Consider the following 22,403-nt stretch of genomic DNA (forward strand, 5'->3'; position numbering starts at 1 on the left):
CGCTCCCCTCACGCCGAATTTTCCCAAGACTGCCCCGGAGGGACGGGACTAAGCCTGTTTGAGGACCTCCTCGTAGAGCCCGGCCGTACGGCGGGCCACCGCGTCCCAGCCGAACTCCGAGACCGCGCGCTCCCGGCCCGCCTCTCCCATCCGCCGTGCCGCCTCCGGGTCGCCGAGGACCGAGTCGAGCGCCCGCGTGAGGCCCGCCTCGAAGTCGTCGTCCGCGTCCACGAGTACCCCGGTGTCGCCGTCCGCCACGACCTCGGGAATCCCGCCGACCCGGGAGGCGACCACGGCGGTGCCGCACGCCATGGCCTCCAGGTTGACGATGCCGAGCGGCTCGTACACCGAGGGGCAGGCGAACACGGCGGCATGTGTCAGGAGCTGGATCACCTCGGGCCGCGGCAGCATCCGCGGGATCCAGTGCACACCCTCGCGGGCCCGGCTCAGCTCCTCGTACAGCTCGCGGAACTCCCGGTCGATCCCGGGCGTGTCCGGGGCGCCGGCGCACAGCACGACCTGCGCGGCCGGGTCGATGCCGCGCACCGCCCGCAGCAGCTGGGGCACGCCCTTCTGCCGGGTGATCCGGCCGACGAACAGCACGTACGGGCGGGAGAGGTCGAGGCCGATCCGGTCCAGGGCGTCGGTGCCGGGATCGGGACGGTACAGGTCCGTGTCGATGCCGTTGTGCACGACGTGCACGCGGGCGGGGTCCAGCGCCGGATAGGAGGCGAGGATGTCGTCGCGCATGGCACCGGAGACGGCGATCACGCCGTCGGCCGCCTCCACGGCGGTGCGCTCCGCCCAGCTCGACAGGTCGTAGCCGCCGCCGAGCTGCTCGGCCTTCCAGGGGCGCAGCGGCTCCAGGGAATGGGCGGTCATCACATGCGGGATGCCGTACAGCAGCTTGGCGAGGTGGCCGCCGAGGCCCGCGTACCAGGTGTGGGAGTGGACGAGGTCGCGGCCCTGGAGGGCGGCGGCCATGGCGAGGTCCACGGAGAAGGTGCGCAGCGCGTCGTTGGCGCCGTCGAGCGCGGACCAGGGGCGGTGGCGCAGTACGCCGTCCGCCTTGCCCTCGCCCCAGCAGTGCACCTCCAGGTCCACCAGCGGCCGCAGCTCCCGGGCGAGGAACTCCACATGGACTCCCGCGCCGCCGTACACGTCCGGGGGGTACTCCCGTGTCAGCAGTCCCACTCGCACCCGTGAACCCCCTGTCTGAGCGGACGTTGCCTTCATGGTCACCCAGACGGGGCGCGTGGGGAAGAGCGGGGCGGCCGTACGAGGCAGCAGTCGCCGCAGACGCCCCCGCCGGGCACCCGGTAGTACAGACAGCAGCTACGACGCCGGAAGGCGGTGCCCGTGAGGGTTCCGGTCCCGGTGAGCAGGGGGTGCGCGAGGAGTTCGGCCGCCAGGGAGACGGCGCGGGCGGCGACGTCCGTACGGCCGTGGCGGCGCCCCCAGCGGTCCAGTTCCCGGGCGGCACCCACGAGCGCGGAGGCGGCGTTGCCGCGCAGCAGGCCGGGTGCGAGGCGGTGGCGGGAGCGCAGGGCCGCGGCGAGGGGTTCGAGGTGGCCGTGCGGCACCAGCTCCGCGATCGTCGCCGCGTCGCCGGGCAGCGGCCGTACCTCCGTCAGCCACAGGTCGTCGGGGGCGCTGCCCTCGGGGTCCCAGCGCAGCAGCGGCGGGGCGAGGTCGGGGACGGCGCCGTACAGGGCGGCGGAGCCGAGGGCCACGGACCACAGGCGGGCGGCGAGCCCCTGCTGGGCCACCGACGCGGCGACCCTCGCCTCGTGGGTGCGCAGGGCGCCGGCGACCCGGCGGATCCGCGAGGTCAGGAAGTCGTCCTGAACATCCGGGGGTCGTGGTCCGTATGCCTGGGCGAGCGTGGGCAGGCGGCGGTCGGCCACTCCCGCCGTGCGCAGGACGAAGAAACCACCGAGGCGGTGAAGGGCGGTGAGAGACGGGTCGAGGTCCACGACGTGCAGTAGTACCAAGGCCCCCGGGGGGTGGTGACCAGGGGCCCTCCACCCCGGGCACCCACCCTGGGGATGACGGGGTCGCCGTCGTACTCCATCGGCAGTAGGACTCATTGAGTGCTCAGGGACGACGACGGGAACACTCTGACACGGCATCGTGTTGGTTATGGAAGCCGACCGTTCGCCGTGCCGGGCCCACCGCCCCGGCCTCACGCAGAGGAGCAGCCGATGAGCGCCCTCGCGTTGTCCGTGCTGCTGTCGTTTGTCTCTGCCGTGGCGTACGCCGGCGGGGCGATCGTGCAGGAGCAGGTCGCGGTCTCCTCGCCCGGCGCGCAGCAGTACGCGCCGCTGCGCCGGCCGGGCTGGTGGGCGGCGGTCGCGCTCAACGGCCTCGGCGGACTGCTCCACGTGGTGGCGCTCGCCTACGGCCCCCTCAGCCTCGTCCAGCCCCTGGGCGCGCTGACCATCGTCTTCGCCCTGCCCATGGCCGCGCTGTTCGTCGGCCGGAAGGCCGGGGCGACCGCGTGGCGCGGCGCCGTCATGGCGACGGTGGGCCTCGCGGGGCTGCTCTCCCTGGTCGGCGCGTCCGACGTGCGGTCGCTGGACACCGCGCAGCGGGTGGCGGCGGCGCTGGGGACGGCCGGGGCGGTCGTGGCGCTGATGGCCGCGGCCCGCGCCGCGCACCGGCATCCGGCGGTGCGCAGCATCCTGCTGGCCACCGCGTCCGGTGTCGCGTTCGGCATGTCCTCCGTCTTCACCAAGACCGTCGCGGTCGACTGGACCGGCGGGGTCTCGGCGGCGGACGTGCCGTCCCTGGCGGTGATCGGCGTCCTGGCCACGGCCGGCATGCTGCTCTCCCAGGCCTCCTACCGGGGCGCCGGCCTCGCGGCCCCGCTGGCCACGCTGACGGTGGTGAACCCGGTGGTGGCGGCCGCGGTCGGCATCACGATGTTCGGCGAGACCTTCCGCTACGGCACGACGGGCACGGCGCTCGCGCTGAGCTGTGGCGTGGTGGCGGCCGGCGGTCTGATCCTGCTGACGACGGAGCGGCTGTCACGCGAGCACCAGGAGGCACGGACGGCGGAGGGCTCCGTACCGGAGCCCGCTCCCGGGGGAGTTCCCGCGGTGGCCGACGAGCTGCCGGCCGCCGACCCCGCCGAGCGGCTGCTGGCCGCGCTCGAACTCCCCGAGGACGTACGGATGCCGGCCCCCGTGCCGGCACCGGGCGGCGCGCCGGACGACGCGGATCCCGTCCCGGTGCCGCTGGTGTCGTACGCGCCCTTCTACGGCGGCCCGTACGTGCCGGTGGCGGACCGGCGCAGGACGCGGGTCACATCCTGACGCCGCCCGCCCTCAGGTAGGCGACCGGGTCGATGTCCGATCCGAAGCCGGGCCCCGTCCGCACCTCGAAGTGCAGATGCGGGCCCGAACTGTTCCCGGTCGAGCCGGAACGGCCGATGCGCTGGCCCGCGCCGACGGACTGCCCGCTCCTCACGGAGATCGCCGACAGGTGCGCGTACTGGCTGTAGCGGCCGTCGGCGTGCCGGACCACCACCTGGTAGCCGAACGACCCCTCCCAGCCCGCGCTGACGACGGTGCCGGCCCCGACCGACTTCACGGCCGTGCCGGTGGGGACGGGGAAGTCGACGCCCGTGTGGTAGCCCTTCGACCAGGCGGATCCGGCCTTGTGGTACGGCGTGCCGAGCGCGGCGCTGACCGGGGCGACCAGACCGCCGGTGGACTTGGCGGCGCGGTCCGCACGGTCCTCGGTGCGCTGGGAGGAGGCTTTCCTCTCGGCCTTTTCCCCGGTCTTCCTCTCGGTTTTCTTCTCGGTCCTCTTTTCGGCCTTTTCGGCTTTTCCGGCTTTCCTCCCGTCCGGCCCGGCCGGTTTCCCGGCCGTCTTCGTCGTCCCGTCGGGCAGGGCGAGCCGCTGGCCCGGAACGATCAGGTCGGGGTCGCCGCCGATGGTGGAGCGGTTGGCGTCGTACAGCCTCTGCCAGCCGCCGCCGACCCGTTCACCCGACGCGATGCCGGAGAGGGTGTCGCCGCGGACGACGGTGTACATCTCGGCGCGGCCCGCGCGGGACTGGGGTGTGGTCTGCGGTGTGACGTCCTCGACGGAGGACCCGCGGGACTTCTCACCGCCCTTGTCGCTCCTGCCGCTCTTGCCGCTCTTCTCGTTTCCGTCCGGCTTGTCGGTGGCCGGCCGGATGCCGGGGGTGTCGCCGCCCCGGGTCAGTCCGGCCCGTACCGAGCACACCGGCCAGGCGCCGGGCCCCTGTCCGTCGAGGACCTTCTCGGCGACGGCGATCTGCTGGTCCTTGGTGGCCAGATCCGCGCGCGGCGCGTACCGGGTGCCGCCGTACGCCTCCCAGGTCGACTGGGTGAACTGGAGCCCGCCGTAGTACCCGTTGCCGGTGTTGATGTTCCAGTCGTTGGTGGACTCGCAGGCGGCGACCTTGTCCCAGGTCTCCACGTCGGCCGCCTGGGCGGGGCCGGTGCCCAGCAGCGGGAGTGCCATTCCGGCGCCGCCCGCGGTGACGGTGAGCGAGGCCCGGTTGATCCTGTTCGGCTGATACCGGCGGTGCCGGCCGCGCACGGCCATGGAAATCCCCCTCGACAATGCGTCAGGAGGGGCAAAAGTAAGCGTTGCGAACTGGCCGTGACAAGACGGCTATCGGCCGCACGGATGCGCCAAGTGGCCGGGATTTTTCGCCCGTTGCGCCCCCCCTTGGTGCTCCGTGGGGAGCGTGCGCGGGCGGATGTGTCCGTCCGCGGGGGCATGCGGGTGCGCGCGCCCGCTGAGTGCGCGAGGGGCATCCGCGCGTATGTGCCTGAGCGGGGTCGCGACGACCCGCGCGTGCGCACGCGCGTGCGGCACGTCAGGATGGTCGACAGCAGGACTGGCGGGCATCGACCGGCAGCACCGGGACCCGGCAGTACCGATACCACGTTCATGAGGAGCCACCCCAATGAGCAGTTCAGCGCAGATCGGCGTCACGGGACTCGCGGTCATGGGCCGCAACCTCGCGCGCAACTTCGCCCGCAACGGCTACACGGTCGCGGTGCACAACCGGACGGCGGCACGCACGCACGCGCTGGTGGAGGAGTTCGGGCACGAGGGGAGCTTCGTGGCGGCCGGGACGGCCAAGGAGTTCGTGGCGGCGCTGGAGCGGCCGCGGCGGCTGGTCGTGATGGTGAAGGCGGGTGAGCCGACGGACGCCGTGATCGAGGAGTTCGCGCCGCTGCTGGAGCCCGGCGACATGATCATCGACGGCGGCAACGCGCACTTCGCGGACACCCGCCGCCGGGAGAAGGCGCTGCGGGAGCAGGGCATCCACTTCGTCGGCATGGGCGTCTCCGGCGGCGAGGAGGGCGCGCTGAACGGGCCGAGCATCATGCCGGGCGGCCCGAAGGAGTCGTACGACTCGCTCGGCCCGATGCTGGAGAAGATCTCCGCGAAGGCGAAGGACGGCTCCCCCTGCGTCACGCACGTCGGCCCGGACGGCGCCGGACACTTCGTGAAGATGGTGCACAACGGCATCGAGTACGCCGACATGCAGCTGATCGGTGAGGCGTACCAGCTGCTGCGCGATGTCGCCGGGTACTCCCCCGCGCGGATCGCGGAGATCTTCCGCACCTGGAACACCGGCCGGCTGGACTCCTACCTGATCGAGATCACCGCCGAGGTGCTGTCGCACGTGGACGCGGCCACGGGCGAGCCGTTCGTGGACGTGGTGGTGGACCAGGCGGAGCAGAAGGGCACGGGCCGCTGGACCGTGCAGATCGCGCTCGACCTGGGCGTGCCGGTGTCCGGCATCGCCGAGGCCGTCTTCGCGCGCTCCCTGTCCGGTCACGCGGCGCTGCGTGAGGCGTCGCGCGGGCTGGCCGGCCCGAAGGCGGCGCCGCTGGGCGAGGCGGAGGCGGCGGCGTTCGCCGACCGGGTGGAGCAGGCGCTGTACGCGTCGAAGATCGTGTCGTACACGCAGGGCTTCCACGAGGTCGCGGCCGGCAGCGAGGAGTACGGCTGGGACATCGACCTCGGTGCGGTCTCCGCGATCTGGCGCGGCGGCTGCATCATCCGCGCGGCCTTCCTGGACCGCATCCGCGCCGCCTACGACGCCCGCGCGGACCTGCCGAGCCTGCTGTCGGACGAGACGTTCGCGCGGGAGATCGCCGACGCCCAGGACGACTGGCGCGAGGTGCTGATCGCGGCGACCCGCCAGGGCGTGCCGGCCCCCGGCTTCGCCGCGGCCCTCGCCTACTACGACGCCCTGCGCGCGGAGCGTCTGCCGGCCGCGCTCACCCAGGGCCAGCGTGACTACTTCGGCGCGCACACCTACCGGCGCACGGACCGCGACGGCTCGTTCCACACGCTGTGGGGCGGGGACCGCTCGGAGGTGACGGCGTAACACTCCGTGCGACAGGGCGGTGGACGGCCTTCGGGTCGTCCACCGCCCTGTTCCGTGCCGCGTCCGGGTCAGCTCAGCGGCGGGCCGGGTTCCGGGTTCGGCACCGGCTCGGGGCCCGGCGGGACCGGCGAGGGGGACGGCTCGGGGGGACCCGGGTGCGGCGGGGGCGGCTGCGGCCCCGGGCCCGGCGGCTGCGGGGCCGGCTCCGGGCCCGGGCCCGGCGGCGCGGGCGCAGGGGTGGGGTCCGGGTAGGGCTCGGGGTGCGAGGGGTCCGGGCCGGGGGTGGGTCCCGGTGTGGGGCCCGGCGGAACGGGGTCCGGGTACGGGTTCGTCATGGCGCGTGTCCTCCGGCCTGTCGGTCGACGTCGGCTCTGGACTACTCCCCCGCCTACCCGGCGGCCGCCGCTCCAGTCACCCGCCCGGGTGACTGGAGCGGGGCCGGGTGGCACAGGCGGGCCGCCGCGGGACCGTCGGAGCGGGCGCGCTCCGACGGTCCTCGGCGACGAGGTGCCGCAACTCCAGCCCGGGATGATCCTCGTCGCGCAGCGCGTCAAAGACGGACACACGGACGGGCGAGGGGTGCGGCGGTGCGAGCACGTGGCCTTCAGAACCGCTCGGGATGCGCCGCCAGCCACTCCTTCGCCGCCCGGATCAGCTCCGGCCCGGCCGCCGGAGCGTCGTCGGCGTGGCGCTCGGCCCACGTGGCGACGTACGGGCAGAGCGGGGCGACGGCACTGTCCTCGCGGGCGGCGATGCCGTAGAGCTCGCGGGCGAGGGAGCCCGCGATGCCCTTGCCCCCGTGGGCGGGCTCGACGATGGTGTGCACCGGCACGAGCGCACGCTCGGGGGCGTCGAGGACGAAGTACTCGATCCGCCCGACGACTTCGCCGTCCGCCACCGCCTCGAGCCGGCCCGCCGCCCGGTCGTCACGGATCTCGATGTCACCCATGGCCACGTCACGCTCCTGCCTCGGTCCGCGCCGGTCAGGCCGTGGTGACGGCCCCCGGGCTGCGCTCCTGGTCCGACCCCGGCACCGGCTCGGACGGGTCGGCCCCCAGGGACACGATGCGGTTGTCGCCGTCCACGTGCACCACCCGGGGTTCCAGCGCCCGCGCCTCGGCGTCGGTCACCTGAGCGTAACTGATGATGATCACCAGATCACCGGGCTGGACGAGATGGGCGGCGGCCCCGTTGATCCCGATCACCCCGGACCCGCGCTCCCCCTCGATGACGTACGTCTCCAGCCGCGCCCCGTTGGTGATGTCGACGATGTGCACGAGCTCACCGGGCAGCAGATCGGCGGCGTCGAGCAGCTCGGCGTCGATCGTCACGGATCCCACGTAGTGCAGGTCGGCCTGGGTGACGGTGGCGCGGTGGATCTTGGACTTGAACAGAGTACGCAGCACTTTGGACTCCTGGAAGACGGCTCCCTGCCTGCTTTGTGCAGGTCAAGGGCGGTCTTCACTGTACACGGGCACGCCTCCCGGTCGAAGACCTCGCAGAACATCGTGCACCGTACCGAGCAGGCTTCCCGCCTGGGCTTCTGTGCGGGGCAGGCCGTGGTGACGCCGCAGACCAGGCGCTTGTCCGGGTAGCCGTCTCGGACAGTTCGGGGACTGATGCCGATCGGATGCCGGCTTACCTGACGGGACATCAGGAACGGGAGAGGTGGAGAACGGGCGACTCGGCCACGCCCACATCGGCGTCGCAACCGGCGCCTACGCCCACGTCCGACTCCACCTGCAACGCCAAGCCATCGACACCCTCGGCATCGCCCTCGACTCGACCAACGACGGCCCTGACGACTCGCCCGCCACAGCGGTTGTCCGCTGGCGTTGCCGTCGCCGTTGCCGTCGAACACCTGGGGACAAGGCCCGATCACTTCTCAAAGACCCTGGCTCGGCGGGCAGCCGGAGATGCCCCTGCGGCACGGCTTGGCCGAGGTCATCTCGTCGTTCAGGGACCTGCGGGCGGCGGCACGACTCGACGCAGTCGACTGAACGGCGCGCGTCGGCCCGGGCCCTCTGTGCCGCTTCCCGTCCGGGCGGCTGCCGTGCAACCCGAGCCACCGCGTCCCGTCCGAGTGTGCGGGGGCTCGTGCGCCGGCCGTGCGGCGGACCGCCGTGCGCGGCCACTGATCCGGTGCGCTCCGGAAACCGGCATGCGCGTTAGCGTGATCCTCTGCCGCATGGAGTGTCCATGGGCCGGGTCGGCCCGCACATGGGTCTGCGACGGAGAGTGACGGAACTGCGATGAGTGAACTGACGAAGCCCGAGGTCGACGTCCCGGAGGGTGCTGCGCCTGCCGAGCTGACCGTCCGGGACCTGGTCGTCGGGGACGGGGCCGAGGTGAAGCCGGGCACGGTGGTCAGGGTCCACTACGTCGGGGTGACCTTCGAGACGGGGAAGGAGTTCGACTCCTCCTGGGACCGTGACCAGCCGTTCAAGTTCGCCCTGGGCAGCGGCAGGGTCATCAAGGGCTGGGACCGGGGGTTGAGGGGGATGAGGGTCGGCGGTCGGCGTGAGATCGTCGTTCCCCCGCGTCTCGGCTACGGCAACCAGTCGCCCTCGCCGTTGATCCCGGCGGGCTCGACCCTGGTCTTCGTGGTGGACCTGCTCGACTCGTACTCCGCCGGCACAGGCGGCTGGAGCAACGCCCGCTGACCCGGACCGTTCCTGTCTCCGCGCCCACGCCTTGGGTTCTTCGATCTGCCGGGAGGTGAGCCCGTACGCGGTGTAGTCCTGGTCCTCGCGAACACCGGGTCCAGAGGTGACCGACGATCATCCCCGCAGTGATCATGATGCTGGCCGGCAGGAGTCCGTCACTCCCGGGCCACACCAGCCCCACCCCCAGCCCCGCGAGCTGCGGAATCAGGATGAAACGATCCCATTGCCGACCGTACCGGCCGCTCTCCGGCCGTCGTTCCCGAGCGGTCCTCGGCCGACGGTCCCTCACTCGCACCTGAAACAATGGCGATCAGTCACAGCGGGGCGGCGCGATCGGTTGCGCACCGTTCTTGCCGCGGCTGGGGAGGACGGTGCTCGGCGACGGTGTGGCTGAGGGGGTGATGCCGTCGGAAGACGGGCTGAGGATACGGAGTGCTGCTGTTCATGCGGTTTCGGAAGAGCGCTGTCATCGCGGTTGTGTGTGCCTTGGTCGCTGGTGTCTCGGGGGACCGTGCCGGCACCTCCGCGCCCGCGGGGGGACCGGTGGAGGACCTCCTGAACGGCAGGGACTGGGCTCACTTCGCCGGCGGGAAGCCCACGCACACAGGGATACGGGTCACACCCCTCGACCGGCGCATCACACACCAGGACGGTACCGGCGGACAGCCCAACCCACCGGTGAACCTGCGCGGTCCCCACATGGTGTTCCGAGGGGATGTCCGGATCGAAGCCGGCCTGCGGCGCACGGATGACACGGATGCCTACCTGCATCTGTACGGTGAGACGCCGGTCATCTACGACGAATGGCGCTACGAACGGCGCGGCGTGCGCATCGGCGTGGTCGGCGGGAGGCTCCGGATCGACCGCTGGGACGGGGACTCCGACAGACCTGCGACGACCCGGACCTTCGGGAGCGGCCTGGGGCTCGAAGTCCGCCTCGCCGTCGAAGTCCGCGCAGACAGGCTTGTGCTGGAGGCCGACGGCAGGGTCGTGGGAACCGTTCCCGCGCGGGACGTCTTCGGCAGTGGCCGCATCTGGTTCGGCGCGGATGCGGGAGCCCGCGGGAAGGGCTGGACCCTCAGCGATCTCCACGCGCGGTCACTGGGACGGGGCCGGATGTCCGTCGTGGACGCGCCTGGCCTGCGAGTGCCCCGGTCCAGCGATGCGATGCGTGATCTGGCGGCGGTTCTCCCACGCCCGATCCGTATGGGAACCGCCCTGGCCGCGGGCCCCTTGCTGACTGACAGCGCCTACCGCCGGACGGCGGGTGAGGAGTTCTCCATGCTTACGCCGGAGAACGACTTCAAGCCGCAGTTCGTCCAGCCTCGACGCGGCGTGTTCGCGTTCGCGGAAGGCGATACCTTGGTGGACTTCGCCGAGGCCAACAGGATGAAGGTGCACGGCCACACCCTCGTCTGGTTCGAAGCCCTGCCCGCATGGATGCGCGCCGAGATGACGCACGAGCAACGCAGGCGCGTCATGGTGGAGCACATACGCGCGGTAGCGGGCCACTTCCGGGGGAAGGTGGCGGAATGGGACGTGGTGAACGAGCCCATGTCCGACGAGGATGAGGACTACTCCAACGGCAACCGGGGCGTGCGGCCACAGTTGTGGTTCGAAGCGATGGGTGAGCAGTACATCGACATCGCCTTCCATGCTGCCCGCGAGGCCGACCCGCACGCGGTGCTGTACCTCAACGAGTACGGGGTGGAGGAGGACGGTCCACGCTGGGATGCCCTCTACGCGCTGCTGATCCGCTTGAAGGAACGGGGCGTTCCGATCGATGGCGTCGGTTTCCAGGACCACGAATACGCCGTCGGCGACCGTACCGACCCCGAGGTCTTCCGACGCAAGGTCCGGGCTTTGGCCGGACTCGGTCTGAAGGCCCGGGTCTCGGAGGCGGACGTCCTCGTCGACGAGGACGAAGAGGACATCCAGGCCCGCCAGTTGGCGGGGAAACTCGCGGTCTGCGTCGAAGAACCCAACTGCACCTCGTTCTCGACCTGGGGTTTCACCGACAAGTACGGCTCCACGGCTGACCTGCGACACTATCCCCCGAGTCCGGGAAACGCTCTTCCCTGGGACGCGACGTACGAGGTGAAACCCGCCTACTGGGCACTGCGTGACGTCCTGGACGAAGCTCGCCGCTCAGGCACTGGATAGGTACGGCGAACACCGCGAACGACCAGTGGGATCGTTTCGTCCCGATTCCGCGGCTCGCGGGGCTGGTGTGGTCCGGGAGTGACGGATTCCTGCCGGTCAGCATCATGATCACTGCGGGGGTGACCGTCGGTCACCTCTGGACCCGGTGTTCGCGAGGACGAGGAGGGCCCCTCCTGACTGAACGCCTCCAGGATGCGAGCGGCACGGGAGAGGACCGGCTCCTGGTGCGGTGTCTTCATCGTGTGCGTTCCTCGTCTGTGCGGGGCAGTCGGCTCCCTGCCCGCACGGCCGTCTCGCGCAGCAGGATGCGGGCCGCGTCATGAGTGTGCACCAGGTGCCACCACAGCGCTTCACGCAGTCGGCACCGCCGGACACGGCCGAGGCCGCCGGGGTGGACGACCCGGTCTCCGACGACTGCTGCGTCCCCGTCTCGGCGGTCGCCCTCCACCGGGCCGAACTGTTCGAGCGGCCCGTCCACGACGGCTCCTACGCCAAGGCCGCCGCCCTGGTACACACGCCGGGCCGCTGCCGCTGGCTGGAGCGCTCCAACCTGGCCGTCACCGCCGCCACCGGCGTGATGTGCCCAGAAGCCACCGGAATCACCGTCAAACCCGCCCGCGAGGACGCCCTCGCCCTCAAGGACCTGCTCCTGGACCCGGCCTGCACCGCCGGGAAGATCGCCACCCTGCTGCGCGGCCGGCCCACCGCCATCTGACGCGGCTCTCCCCGCGGCGGCACGCTACCCGCCACTCGGGTGTGGAAGCATGCCATCCATGTCCACCGATCCCACAGACGCGGCCGCTGTGGCACACACGGCCCGCCTCGTTGCCACGGTCCTCGCCCCCCTCGGTGCCGTAGACGCCGACGCTCCGCGCATCCAGTACGGGCCCGGTCACAGGCTGCTCGTCCAGCGCGGGGACGACGAGCTCGCCATGGTCGGGCTCGGCCCGACAGGTCAGGAGCACGGCGCCGAGTTCCGCTTCCCCGCCCCCTGGCCCCGGCCCTTCGGCGATGTCACCGTCTCTCCCACGGGCGACCTCGCCGTGTTCAGCGGTGTGCACGCCGTACGGGCCGTGGACCGGACAGGCAAGGTTCACTGGGAGCTCCCGCACGGGTGCTGGTCCGCCGCCAAGTGCACGGCGGCCCATGCCTCGTTCGAGGAGTACGCGGACGACCCGCGGCATCGGCACGCAGACCGCGGTTCCGCCGCGTTCAGCCCGGACGGCAAGCTGGTGTGGGCCCATGTGCGGCACGCACAGGACTGGCCGCACGAGGAGTGGCTGGTCCTTGACGCGGCCGACGGGTCGGTGCTCGGCCGGACCAGGACCTCGACCGTGGGTTCGGCGTCCGCCCACTTCCCGCATCCCGACGGCTCGTACATGGGACTGACCGTCGGTGAGGGGCATGAGGACTCCCCTTCCCTGTGGGGGCATTGGGACGGTACGGACCTGGGCTTCGAACGCATCGAAGGGGTACTGCTGCAGGACGTCAGCCCGTCCGGCGGGCACTTCCTGTGCACGGATCCCGGCCAGTGGGCGCTCTATCTGCACGAGTCCCCGGGCGCGCAGGAGACCGGACGCCTCAACGCCAGGGATGTCGTGCCACCCGCGCCGGGTGAGGACATGGCGCGCTGGGATCACGAGGGCGCCTACCCCTACGAGGACGGCGCCGTCGTCAGCACCGACGGGCACACCACCGAGCCCCGTCACTGGCTCGTGGACCCGGGCACACTCGCCCTGCGCGGGCGGATCGTCTACTCCCTGCCGGTCCCGGGCAGCCCGTTGCCGGCCGGCCCCGGCCTGTGGGCCACCCTCGCCGAGGACCGCACGGCCGTGCACCTGTGGAGTCTGACCGACGCGAGCTGAGCGCGTCCCGCGACGCGAACGCCCGGCCGGGGAAGCTCCCCGGCCGGGCGTCCTGCTTGCGTGTCCGGCGGCGCCACTGGAGGTGGCGCCGGTGTCTCCTAGCGCCTCAGGCGCCAGAACGTCCGGAAGTCGGTCTTGTCGGACGCTCCGCCGAACACCTCACCGTCGAGCTTCATCTTGCTCTGTTCGACGAGTGGTGCGCAGATGTCGGAGCACACGTTCTTCGACGTGCCGCCGTACAGCACCTCGTAGTCCGGGTTCTCCTCGAGCCACCTGAACACCGATTCCTCGGCGTGCTCGTAGGCGGGATTGCCCTTCTTGGTGACACGTCCGGGCACCAGGTTGCCGGGCACGAACGACTGGCCGTCGGAGAGGCTCAGAAGGTCGCCCTTCTGACCGGAGCTCATGCCCACCTTCTCGACGATGTCCTTGGTGCCCTTCTTCCGGACCCCGATGACCGCGACGGTCACCATGGACTCCTTGAAGAAGTGGAGCTGACCGGCGAGTTCCTGGGCGCGCTGCTGCGCCCTGACCGCCTCGTCCTTGTAGCCACAGTTGTGGACCAGGACCGCGGCGGCACCCGACCCCACGTAGTACGTGTGGACGCCCTCGACCGACAGGTTGTAGACCCTGGCCGAGCGGTGGGCGGTGTCGACCGCACTGATCTGGACCCAGGTACCGGCCGAGGTCTGCAGCCACATACCGGACTTGAGGTCCTTGGCCGGGACCCACGTGCCGAAGTCCGGCAGCCAGTACAGGTGCGCGGCCGTCGAGGTCAGCTTGAGCGCCTTGCCCTTGCCGCCGGAGTCGACGGTCAGGGTGACGAGGTCCTTGGCGCCCTCGTGATCACGCGTCTCGGTGACCTCCCGGGCCCGGGTGTCCCCGGTCTCCGGGTCGGTGGCCACGACCAGGTCGCCGACCTCCAGCTTCTCGATGGCCCGGGTGGTGCCGTCCGCGAGGACGACCTGGGTGCCCGGCAGGAAGCTGTTCACCTTGCAGGCGGGTGCCTGCGGACTGTCCGGCGACTTCGTCGTCGGGGCGTCCACGCCGTCCGCCTTGCGGGCGTCGCTCGCGGCGTTCGCCGCGTCACCGGCGTTGTCCACCGCCTTGCGCGCGTCGTTGGCGGAGTCCACCGCCTCGACACCCTTCTCGACGTAGCGGCCGGCCTTGACGGCGGTGGCCGCGTACCCCGCGAGCGGGATCGCCGACGTCAACGACAGTGCGGCGTCGGCATAGTTGCCCTCGGCCGCGTACCAGATGCCGTTGGCGACGTCGGCGACCTCACCGATGACGGGGACCAGGCCGACCACGTCGAGCGTGGCATGGCCGATGTCCGAGAGCGACAGACCGAACAGGTGCCCGTCGAGCTCGACGAAGCTGATCGGGTTGCCGCCGGCGAACGCGTATCGGTTGCCGGTGAACGGGTCGGTGGCCAGGGACATGTCGGCCAGGGCGCCGCTGTACGAGTCCCGGGTGAGGAAGCGGTTCAGCCCCGGGTCGTAGTTGCGGAAGCCCATGTCGTACGTGCCCGAGGCACCGTCCCAGCGCGAGGAGTTGAAGCGGAACGAGTTGTAGTCGCTCTTGCCCGCGGTGCCGCTGCCCGGCTTGTCCGCACCGGTCATCTGGGACGAGTCGTCCGAACCGTAGGCCGTGTAGCCGTACGTGGAACGGGTCTTGCCGTCCTCCTTGGTGATCGCCTCGACGTCGCCGCGCGGACTCGTGACGTACTGCGAGACCTCCTTGCTGCCGTCGTCCTTGTGCTTGATCTGCGTGGCGCGCTGACCACCGGCTATGTACTGGTAGTCCTTGTCCGCCTTGCCGTCGACCGTCTCGCGCACGAGCGTCTTGTCCATGGCGAGGTAGGTGAACGCCGTGGTCTTGCCCTGGTCGCCCGAGGTGGTCTGGGAGACCGTCCGGTCGAACGGGTCGTAGACGTACGAGGTGGTCACCGCGGTGGCGCCCACGCCCTGCCGGACCTTCGCCTCACGGTCGAAGCCGTCGTAGTAGTGCTTCTCGACGGTCTGACCGCCGGTGCTGACGGTGTCGAGCCGGCCCAGCGGGTCGTAGTTGTAGGTGGACGTGACCCCGCCCGAACTCGCCGACAACAGGCGGTTGCGGTCGTAGCGCTGGGTGGTGGTGACGTTGTCCACCGTCTGCTCGACGATGTTGCTGTTGCGGTCGTAGCGGTAGGACTCGGTGGACGCGTCGTCGCCGCTCTTGGTGACCTTGGTGATGCGGTCCTGCGGGTCGTAGTCGAAGGTGTACGTGTTGTTGATGTGGGCCGAGTTGTCATCGGCGTTCATCAGCTTCAGGACGTCCTTGGAGCGGTGCCCGTTGGGCGAGTACTCCAGGTCGTGCTGCGCCACCACGGTGCCGCCCGAGGTCTTCTCGAGCGACTGCTCCACCGACCCGTCGGGGTAGTAGCGCATATCGAGCGTGTTGCCGTTGGGCTTGGTCTGCTTCAGGAGCTGGCCGCGCCCGGTGTAGGTCATCGTGGTGATCTGCTGATCGCCCGCGGTGGGCGAATCGGCGTTGGTCACCTTCTTGACCATGTCGCGCTCGTCGTACTCGATCTTCGTCCAGGTCAGATCGTGCGTGGACGTGACGGGGTTGCCGTTTTCGTCATAGGTCAGCGAGGTGGTGTTCTTCACCGTGCCGCCCGCGGACTCCTCCACCTTGGTGATGTGGTTGAGGCCGTCGTACGAGATCTTGTACGTGTCGATCTTCGCGCCCGGCGAGAGGTCACGGACCTCGGTCATGTTGCCGTTCGCGTTGTAGCTGTAGGTGAAGTCCTTCTTCTCGTCGTCCGTCTCACCGGAGTTCGAGCGGACCAGTTTCACCGCGTCCGCGAGCACCGTGCCATCGGCGGCGTCGGTCAGCGTGACCTTCTGCGGACCGTTCTCCACGAACGCGTAGGACCCGAGTGAGACCCACGCGCCGGTGTTCGCGGTCTGGTCGACGGTTTTTGTGGTGCTGCCGCCGTCGTGGTCGACCTTGAACTTGGCGTCCGAGGCGGCACCCGTCATCTTCGGGTAGCGGACGAACACCTCGTAGGTGCCGTTCTGCGGGATGTTCAACTGCCAGGACAGCGACGAGGTGCCGGTGCCCGCGGGGTGCGAGTACGTGTCGTAGCCGTACTGCTGCTCGGCCTGCGTCCGCGACCAGTTGCCCTGGGTCGCGGTGTTGTTGAAGTCCGAGCTGTCCACCAGGACGACCTGGTTGCCGACCGGCACACCGTCGTCCGAGTGGGCCCTCTTGTTGCCCGACGGGTAGTAGTCCCAGGTCACGGTGCGCTGCTGGGAGCCGCCCGCCGAGGTCAGCGTGTTCTTCGTCTGCTGGCCGAGCTGGTTGTACTCGTAGGCCGTGGTGATGTCCCACGGGTCCTTGGACGTACGTGTCCAGCCGTTGTCGAAGTACGTGTACTCGGTGACGTTGCGGACCGTCTGGCCCTCCGACGGGGGAGCCGAGACCGACTTCAGGTTGCCGACGGAGTCGTACTCGTAGAACACCCAGTCCGGTGAGGAGTAGAGCAGTTCGTCCTTGTCGTAGGGCGAGCGCTCCTCCTTGACCCGGTTCAGCTCGTCGTAGACCGTCTCCGACATGAAGTCCGCGTCGTCGTCACCGGTGGCGACACCGCGCGGGGTGGTGGTCTTCGTACGGTTGCCGACCTGGTCGTACGCGTACGTGGTCGTGCGGTAGGTGATGTTTCCGGAGGTGTCCTTCTTGACCGGCACCTTGGACTCGACGAGCGCGCCGCGTTCGTCGTACGTCGCGAGCGACTCGTTGCCCTCCGCGTCGGTCTGCGCGATCTGGAGGCCGTCCTTGTCGTAGCGGACCGAGGTGGCCCACTCCAGGGCGTCGACCGTGCGCTTGACCCGGTGGTTCAGGTCGTACTCGTAGCGCGTGGTGTAGTCGTCGGCGTTCGCGGTGGCGTTCTTGCGCGCGTCCACGACCTTGACGACGTTGCCGACGTTGTCGTACTCCACCGTCGCCTTGTTGCCCTCGGCGTCCACCATCTCGATCGGCTGGTAGATCGCGTCGAACGTGGTGGTGGCGGTGTAGTCGCCCTCGGTCGCCGTCAGGTTGCCCTGTGCGCCGGTGCCGGAGACGAGGTTGCCGACCTTGTCGTAGACGGAGGTGGACCTGCGCACCGGACCGCCGGGCTCGTCGGACGGCTTGACCGACTCGATCCGCTGGTCCGCCTTGTCGAACACCGCCGTGGTCTCCGTCCCGTTGGGGGCGAAGGCCTTGGTGATGTTGTCGTTGGCGTCGTAGACCGGCTCCGGCGTGACGATGAACTCGCCTGCCTTCTGGTCCTTGGGCTCGCGCTTCTCCAGCGGCCTGCCGAACACGTCATAGGCCTGGGTGACCTCGGCGCCCTGGGCGTTGGTCACCTTGGTGACGTTGCCTCGCACGTCGTAGACGAAGTGCGAGGGCTGGCCGGCCGCGTCCGTGATGGTCTTCGGGTAGCCGGCCGGCGCGAACTCGCCGTACCGCGTGGCGTGCCCGTTGGCGTCGGTCTCCTTGACGACCTGGCCCAGCGCGTCGTACTCCGTGCGCGAGGTGTAGTCGCCCTCGGCGGCGGATGCGACGCCCTTGGGGTCGGTGACCGAGGTCAGGTTGCCCTTGGTGTCGTAGCCGAACCGGTAGGTGCGGCCTTCCGGGGACTTCTTCTCGAAGAGGTCCGCGATATGGCCGTCGAGCCCGTAGGAGTATGTGAGGGTCTGTGCCGCGGTGCCGTTCTTGTTGGCCTCGGCGTCCTTCATCTCCAGCGGATAGCCGGTGGTGGTGTCGTACTTCCACGTGGTGACCGCGCCGTTGGCCTCCTCCAGGCGCGTCACATTGTTGTCGGTGTCCCAAGCCGTTTTGGTGGTCTCGGACTTGGCGTTGGTCATCTGGGTGGCGCGGCCGTACCCGTCGAGCACGTACTGCGTGTCGTGGTTCTCGGCGTCCGTGACCTTGGTGTTGACGACCGAGCCCGCCGTGCCGTCCGGATCGGTGTACACATAGCCGGTGGTCCCGCCCAGGCGGTCCGTCAGCGTCTGCGTGTTCCAGTGGAACTTCGGGTCATCGCCCTCGCTGGGGTAGTAGTAGTCCAGGGAGGTGGAGTTGCCGCGCGGGTCGGTGACCTTGACCAGCTTGGCGTTCTTGTTGCCCTGCTCCATGTCGTACGTGAAGCGGAACACCTTGGGCTGCGCGCTGCCCGTACCGTCGGTGAGGGTGGTGAGCAGGCCCTTGTCGGAGTACTCGAAGGTGATCTTCCGCCCGGAGATGTCGGTCATCGACTTGACGTGGTCGATGATCTTCGGGCTGTTGGTGTCGGCCTTCGTGTAGTACTCGACCGTGAGGGACTGGCGCGCGGCCGGGTCCTCGATGTAGGTGAGGAACTTGACCGGCTTGTTGTTCGACTTGCGCTCGGCGTACGTGTACGTCTGCGTGTTGCCGTTCTTGTCGACGACGGACGTCAGGTAGCCGTCGCAGTCGAAGAAGAACTGGGTGCGGTCCGGTCGGGTCAGCGACCAGGCCTTCGGGTCGCCGTCCTTGTCGGGGGTGCAGTCCACGCCGGTGCCCTGGCGCAGCAGGTAGTGCACGCCCGCCGGTGCCAGCCAGGTCCCGTCCGCCTGCTTGCGGAAGATGTGGGCGGTGCCGTCACCGTCGGGGAGGGTGACCTCGGTCGGCTGCGGGTCGGGGTGGAAGTCCAGCGCGGCGCCCAGGCGCAGCGGCATCGCGGTCTGGGCCGACCAGCCGTGGCCGAGGACCGTGTCGGAGGTGTCCTGGGAGTTGTACGCGAACCGGGCGAAGGTGGTGATGCCGCGGCCCGGGTTGGAGAACGAGTTGTACTGCCAGACGCTGTTGCCCGCGTACAGGTTCGTCATCAGCGACGAACCCGCACCGGTGTTCTTGCCCGCGTAGGAGTAGAACTTCTCCAGGCCGAGCTGGTTGGAGGTCGGGTCCTCCGTGCGGACGTTCTGCGCCAGCGGGGCGATGGCGTCGCTGTCGGACAGCCAGGTGCCGTTGGTGGTGTTCTTCAGGTCCCACTTCAGCACGTAGTCCAGGCGTTTGTTGCCGGAGTCCGAGTTGATCGGTGCCTGCAGCCTGGCCGGCACGGTGACCGAGTCGCCGGGCAGGACCTCGTCCGGCAGCGCTGTCTGAAGCTGGTTGCCGCCGGTGGTGGCGTCGGTGCCGTCCGGGAGCGACCAGGTGTAGGAGAGCGCGTGACTGCCCGCCGCCCAGATGCCGGTGGTGGTGTTGGTGAGGGTGACGTCGACGGTGTACTCGTCGCCTGGTGTCATCCGGGACGGCGTGTACGGGGCGTGGTACGTCGCCTCCGTCGTCTTCGTCAGGTAGGTGACGACCAGCTGCGGGCGCAGCTGCGGTTCCTCCGCCTCGGAGGAGAGGAACAGCGTCCGCTCCCGCGGACCGGCCGTCGACTCGTCGCGCAGTCTGACCGCCACGCCGTGATTGCCGGCGGGGTCGGAGATCCAGCTCTGTGCCAGTGAGGTGATGTACCACGACTGCCGTGCCGGGTCGTTGGTGACCGTGCCGACCGTGTCGGAGACGGCGGCGTCCATGTCACCGCCGGCCGTCGTCCACGGCGTGCCCGCGTCCGCCTCCGTCCAGGACGCGGTCGCCTCGTCGAAGTCACGGGTCAGGGCGTGAGCTTCGTAGATCGCGCCGTTCGAGTCGGTCGTGGTCTGGAAGCCCCACATGTTCAGCTGCGCCTCGAGGACCCGGGCGTCGGCCGGGATCTCGCTGACGGCGGGGAACTTCAGCGCGGCACGGGTGGTGCCGTACGTGGCCGAGTTGTTGCCCACCGACAGCCACGGGTGGGCGACGCCCGCGTCGGTGAGCGTGTCGTGGCCGGTGGACGGCTCTGCCGAGGCGAGCGTGGTGTCGCTCTGCCCGGACTGCAGCACCACCGTGGTCCGGCCGGCCTTGGGCAGACGCACCAGTTCCGTGGCGGACGGGAGGATCCGCCCGTTGGCGGTCTTCACCGCGACCATGTAGTAGTACGCGTCGCCGAACTCCTCGGCGGAGTCGGCCGGGGTGGGCCGGGCCGAGGTGTCCGTGTACGCGCGTGTGTCCTTGGCGACGGGCGAGACCAGGGTCTGCGAGGACGGCGTGAAGTGCTGGAAGACGCTGCGGTGGACCTGGTACTCGACGATGTCGTCGCTCGGCGAGGTCGACGGGTCGGTGTACGCGGGCCAGCTCAGCTCGGCACCGGTGGAGTGGATGACCTTCGGCGGGCTGACGTCGACGCCCTGGTCACCCCAGGTGAGTACCAGCTTCGGGTAGTTGGCGACCTCGCCCTTGTAGCCGTACTCCGCGGCCTCGTACCGCGGGCCGCCCTTGGGGGCGCTCGCGGACTCGTCGGCGGCCTTCACCACGAAGCCGTGGTTGTCGTAGGTGCCGTCGAGCCACTGCTGGACCGTCTTGGTCACCGGGAAGGCATGCCAGGTGTTGACCTCCTGCGGCTGCTTGGTGACCACACCGCCCTTGGTGAAGCGCACCGCGTCCGCGAGGACGGTCGTGGAGGTCGAGGCGGGGCCGTCACCGAGTACGACCTGGCCGGTGGTGCCGGCCTGGAAGGGGTGCTTGCCCAGCGGCTTCCAGACGCCCTCGGTTCCTGCCCGCTGGTCGACCTGGTAGGTCTTGGTGCCGCCGTCGTACATCACCGTGTAGGGCGCGTCGGTGGCGCGGTCGGAGGCCGGGACGTAGTGCACGTCGACCTGGTACTCGCCGTCCTCCGGGAGGCTCGGCTGCCAGGTGTACGTGTCACCCGCCGTGGCGTCCTTGTTGTACCGGTAGTCCTGACCGGTCGCGTACCGGGTGTACGCGGTGTTCCCCGAGGTGGGCCAGGCACCCTGGGCGGCTGTGGTACCGGAGTCGCCGTCGTCGACGAGGACCGACGTGCCGGACAGCTCCCCGGTGATGTCCTTGGCGCTGTTCCAGGTCGCGCCCGTCTCGGTCCAGGCCGTGGTGGCCCGGTGCGCCTCCAGCCGGACCTCGGTGGCGCCGGTGGTGTGCGTCTGGTCGTAATACAGCTTCAGTTCGGCCGAATCCAGCCGCGTGCCGGCGGGTATGCCGGACAGCCCGAACCTCAGCAGCGCACGCGAGGCGCCGGTACCGGTGTTGCCGACCGAAAGGCGCCAGAGGTCGGCATAGTTGGCGCTGGGGTCGTCCGAGGAGATCATCGCGTCCGCGGACTGCGCCGGAGTCGGCGCGATCGTGACGGTCGGGTCGACCGTCACCGGGTACTGGCGCTCGGGCGCCGCCAGCCACTTCGCGTCCGGCTTCAGACTGATGCCGTACGAGCCCTCCTTGCCGGAGAGGACCTGGCGGACGGCGTCGGTGCCCGTGGCGCCGTAGGCCGAGGTGCCGTCCTTCTTCGCGTCCGTCATGAACGGCGCGGGGATCACCAGCGCGGGAGCGCCGACCGGGGAGTTCTCGCCGTACAGCGAGATGGTGCCGTTCTTCTCCGACTTCGCGGTCAGGCCACCCGTGGTGAGCGTGAAATCGAAGGAGGGGGTGCCCTTCGGACGCTCGTCGAGGACGATGTCCTCCTTCACGCTGCCGTTGCCGACCGTGTAGGTGAGGTCGATCCCCCGGCCCAGGGCGTCCTGGTAGGTGACCTTGTTGCCGTCGACCGCCGGCGTCAGCTTCGCGGCACCGGCGTCCTTGAGGCCGATGGCGGCCCAGTGGCCCTCGTCGAGCTCGAAACGGACCAGCTCACCGGGGCGTGAGCCGAAGTAGGTGCGGGCGAGGTTGGTGGTGTTCGCCTTCTCGAAGCCCTTGCGGTCGGTGCCGGTGACCGCGGTGTCGATCGGCTTCCACTCGGAGTCCTCGCCCTTGCCCGTCTCGTAGGCGGTGGCCATGGCCGAGACCTCGGACTGAACCCGCCCGTCCGACATGCGCCAGTGACGGGAGTACGGCGTCCGCCGGTCCGTCAGCTCCTTGACACGCTTGGCCTTTGGCGTGTCCTTCGCCTTGGCGAGCTTGTCACTGGCCGGGACATCGGTGTCGGGGAGCTCTGGCGGATCAGCAGGTTCGGTGTCCCCGTCGGCAAAGAGACCGCGGAGGCTGTCGGCGAGTCGTCCCGTGTCGGGTGGTGCCGCGAATGCCGGTGTCATCGGTGCGATGGTCGCGAGGACCGCCAGCGCCGCACTCGAGGCCAAGAGCCTTACGGCCCGTGGTCTGTGCATCGGTTTCCCTTCGAAGGAGCCAAGGGCCATCTGCCGAGCGGCAGTTGACAGCCGAGATTCCTAATGCAAAACACCCTGTCCATGTCAACTACATAGACCATCTACGCAACTCACCCGA

The 22,403-nt window shown here is 70.1% G+C and carries 12 protein-coding genes; 6 read left to right on the forward strand and 6 right to left on the reverse strand.

Going from position 1 to position 22,403, the window contains the following annotated elements:
• Positions 1-48: 48 nt before the first annotated feature.
• On the reverse strand, positions 49-1,200 hold the full coding sequence (glgA, locus tag ACF1DX_RS15660; protein ID WP_391791719.1) for a glycogen synthase: 1,152 nt from the start codon (positions 1,198-1,200) through the stop codon (positions 49-51).
• A gap of 38 nt (positions 1,201-1,238) precedes the next feature.
• The gene (locus tag ACF1DX_RS15665; protein ID WP_391791720.1) at positions 1,239-1,976 is read right to left on the reverse strand and encodes a (2Fe-2S)-binding protein; all 738 of its coding nucleotides are present in this window, start codon (positions 1,974-1,976) and stop codon (positions 1,239-1,241) included.
• A gap of 228 nt (positions 1,977-2,204) precedes the next feature.
• Here ACF1DX_RS15665 and ACF1DX_RS15670 point away from each other — a divergent pair, with 228 nt between their 5' ends.
• Complete coding sequence (locus ACF1DX_RS15670; RefSeq protein WP_391791721.1) at positions 2,205-3,317, forward strand: DMT family transporter; 1,113 nt, start codon at positions 2,205-2,207, stop codon at positions 3,315-3,317.
• Here the strand turns inward: ACF1DX_RS15670 and ACF1DX_RS15675 are convergent.
• Positions 3,307-4,581, reverse strand: coding sequence for a transglycosylase family protein (locus ACF1DX_RS15675; RefSeq protein ID WP_391791722.1), 1,275 nt, complete (start codon positions 4,579-4,581; stop codon positions 3,307-3,309). The genes ACF1DX_RS15670 and ACF1DX_RS15675 overlap by 11 nt on opposite strands.
• A 367-nt stretch (positions 4,582-4,948) precedes the next feature.
• Between ACF1DX_RS15675 and gndA the strand changes: the two genes are divergently transcribed.
• Positions 4,949-6,388, forward strand: coding sequence for an NADP-dependent phosphogluconate dehydrogenase (gndA, locus tag ACF1DX_RS15680; RefSeq protein WP_391791723.1), 1,440 nt, complete (start codon positions 4,949-4,951; stop codon positions 6,386-6,388).
• A 604-nt stretch (positions 6,389-6,992) separates the two neighbouring features.
• On the opposite strand, the gene ACF1DX_RS15685 is transcribed toward gndA, so the two are convergent.
• Positions 6,993-7,337, reverse strand: a complete 345-nt coding sequence (locus ACF1DX_RS15685) for a GNAT family N-acetyltransferase (protein WP_391792131.1) — start codon at positions 7,335-7,337, stop codon at positions 6,993-6,995.
• A 34-nt stretch (positions 7,338-7,371) separates the two neighbouring features.
• Positions 7,372-7,794 carry an aspartate 1-decarboxylase gene (gene panD / locus ACF1DX_RS15690; RefSeq protein ID WP_391791724.1) on the reverse strand — a complete coding sequence of 141 codons (423 nt, stop codon included), beginning with the start codon at positions 7,792-7,794 and terminating at the stop codon, positions 7,372-7,374.
• Between the two features lie 846 nt (positions 7,795-8,640).
• Here panD and ACF1DX_RS15695 point away from each other — a divergent pair.
• From ACF1DX_RS15695 to ACF1DX_RS15710, 4 genes are all read left to right on the forward strand, one after another.
• A complete protein-coding gene (locus ACF1DX_RS15695) occupies positions 8,641-9,051 on the forward strand; it encodes an FKBP-type peptidyl-prolyl cis-trans isomerase (RefSeq protein ID WP_391791725.1) in 411 nt (136 codons plus the stop codon).
• Between the two features lie 435 nt (positions 9,052-9,486).
• Positions 9,487-11,217: an endo-1,4-beta-xylanase gene (locus tag ACF1DX_RS15700; RefSeq protein ID WP_391791726.1), complete on the forward strand. Its 1,731-nt coding sequence runs from the start codon at positions 9,487-9,489 to the stop codon at positions 11,215-11,217.
• A 319-nt stretch (positions 11,218-11,536) separates the two neighbouring features.
• Positions 11,537-11,932, forward strand: coding sequence for a fic family toxin-antitoxin system, toxin component (locus ACF1DX_RS15705; RefSeq protein ID WP_391791727.1), 396 nt, complete (start codon positions 11,537-11,539; stop codon positions 11,930-11,932).
• Positions 11,933-11,990: 58 nt separating this feature from the next.
• Positions 11,991-13,082, forward strand: coding sequence for a hypothetical protein (locus ACF1DX_RS15710; protein ID WP_391791728.1), 1,092 nt, complete (start codon positions 11,991-11,993; stop codon positions 13,080-13,082).
• Between the two features lie 98 nt (positions 13,083-13,180).
• Here ACF1DX_RS15710 and ACF1DX_RS15715 read toward each other — a convergent pair whose 3' ends face one another.
• Entirely contained in the window at positions 13,181-22,213 is a 9,033-nt protein-coding gene (locus ACF1DX_RS15715) for a DNRLRE domain-containing protein (protein ID WP_391791729.1), read from the reverse strand.
• Positions 22,214-22,403: the final 190 nt, after the last annotated feature.

Origin of the sequence: Streptomyces sp. NPDC014676 (assembly GCF_043084105.1) — a bacterium.
In the GTDB taxonomy this organism is placed as follows: domain Bacteria; phylum Actinomycetota; class Actinomycetes; order Streptomycetales; family Streptomycetaceae; genus Streptomyces.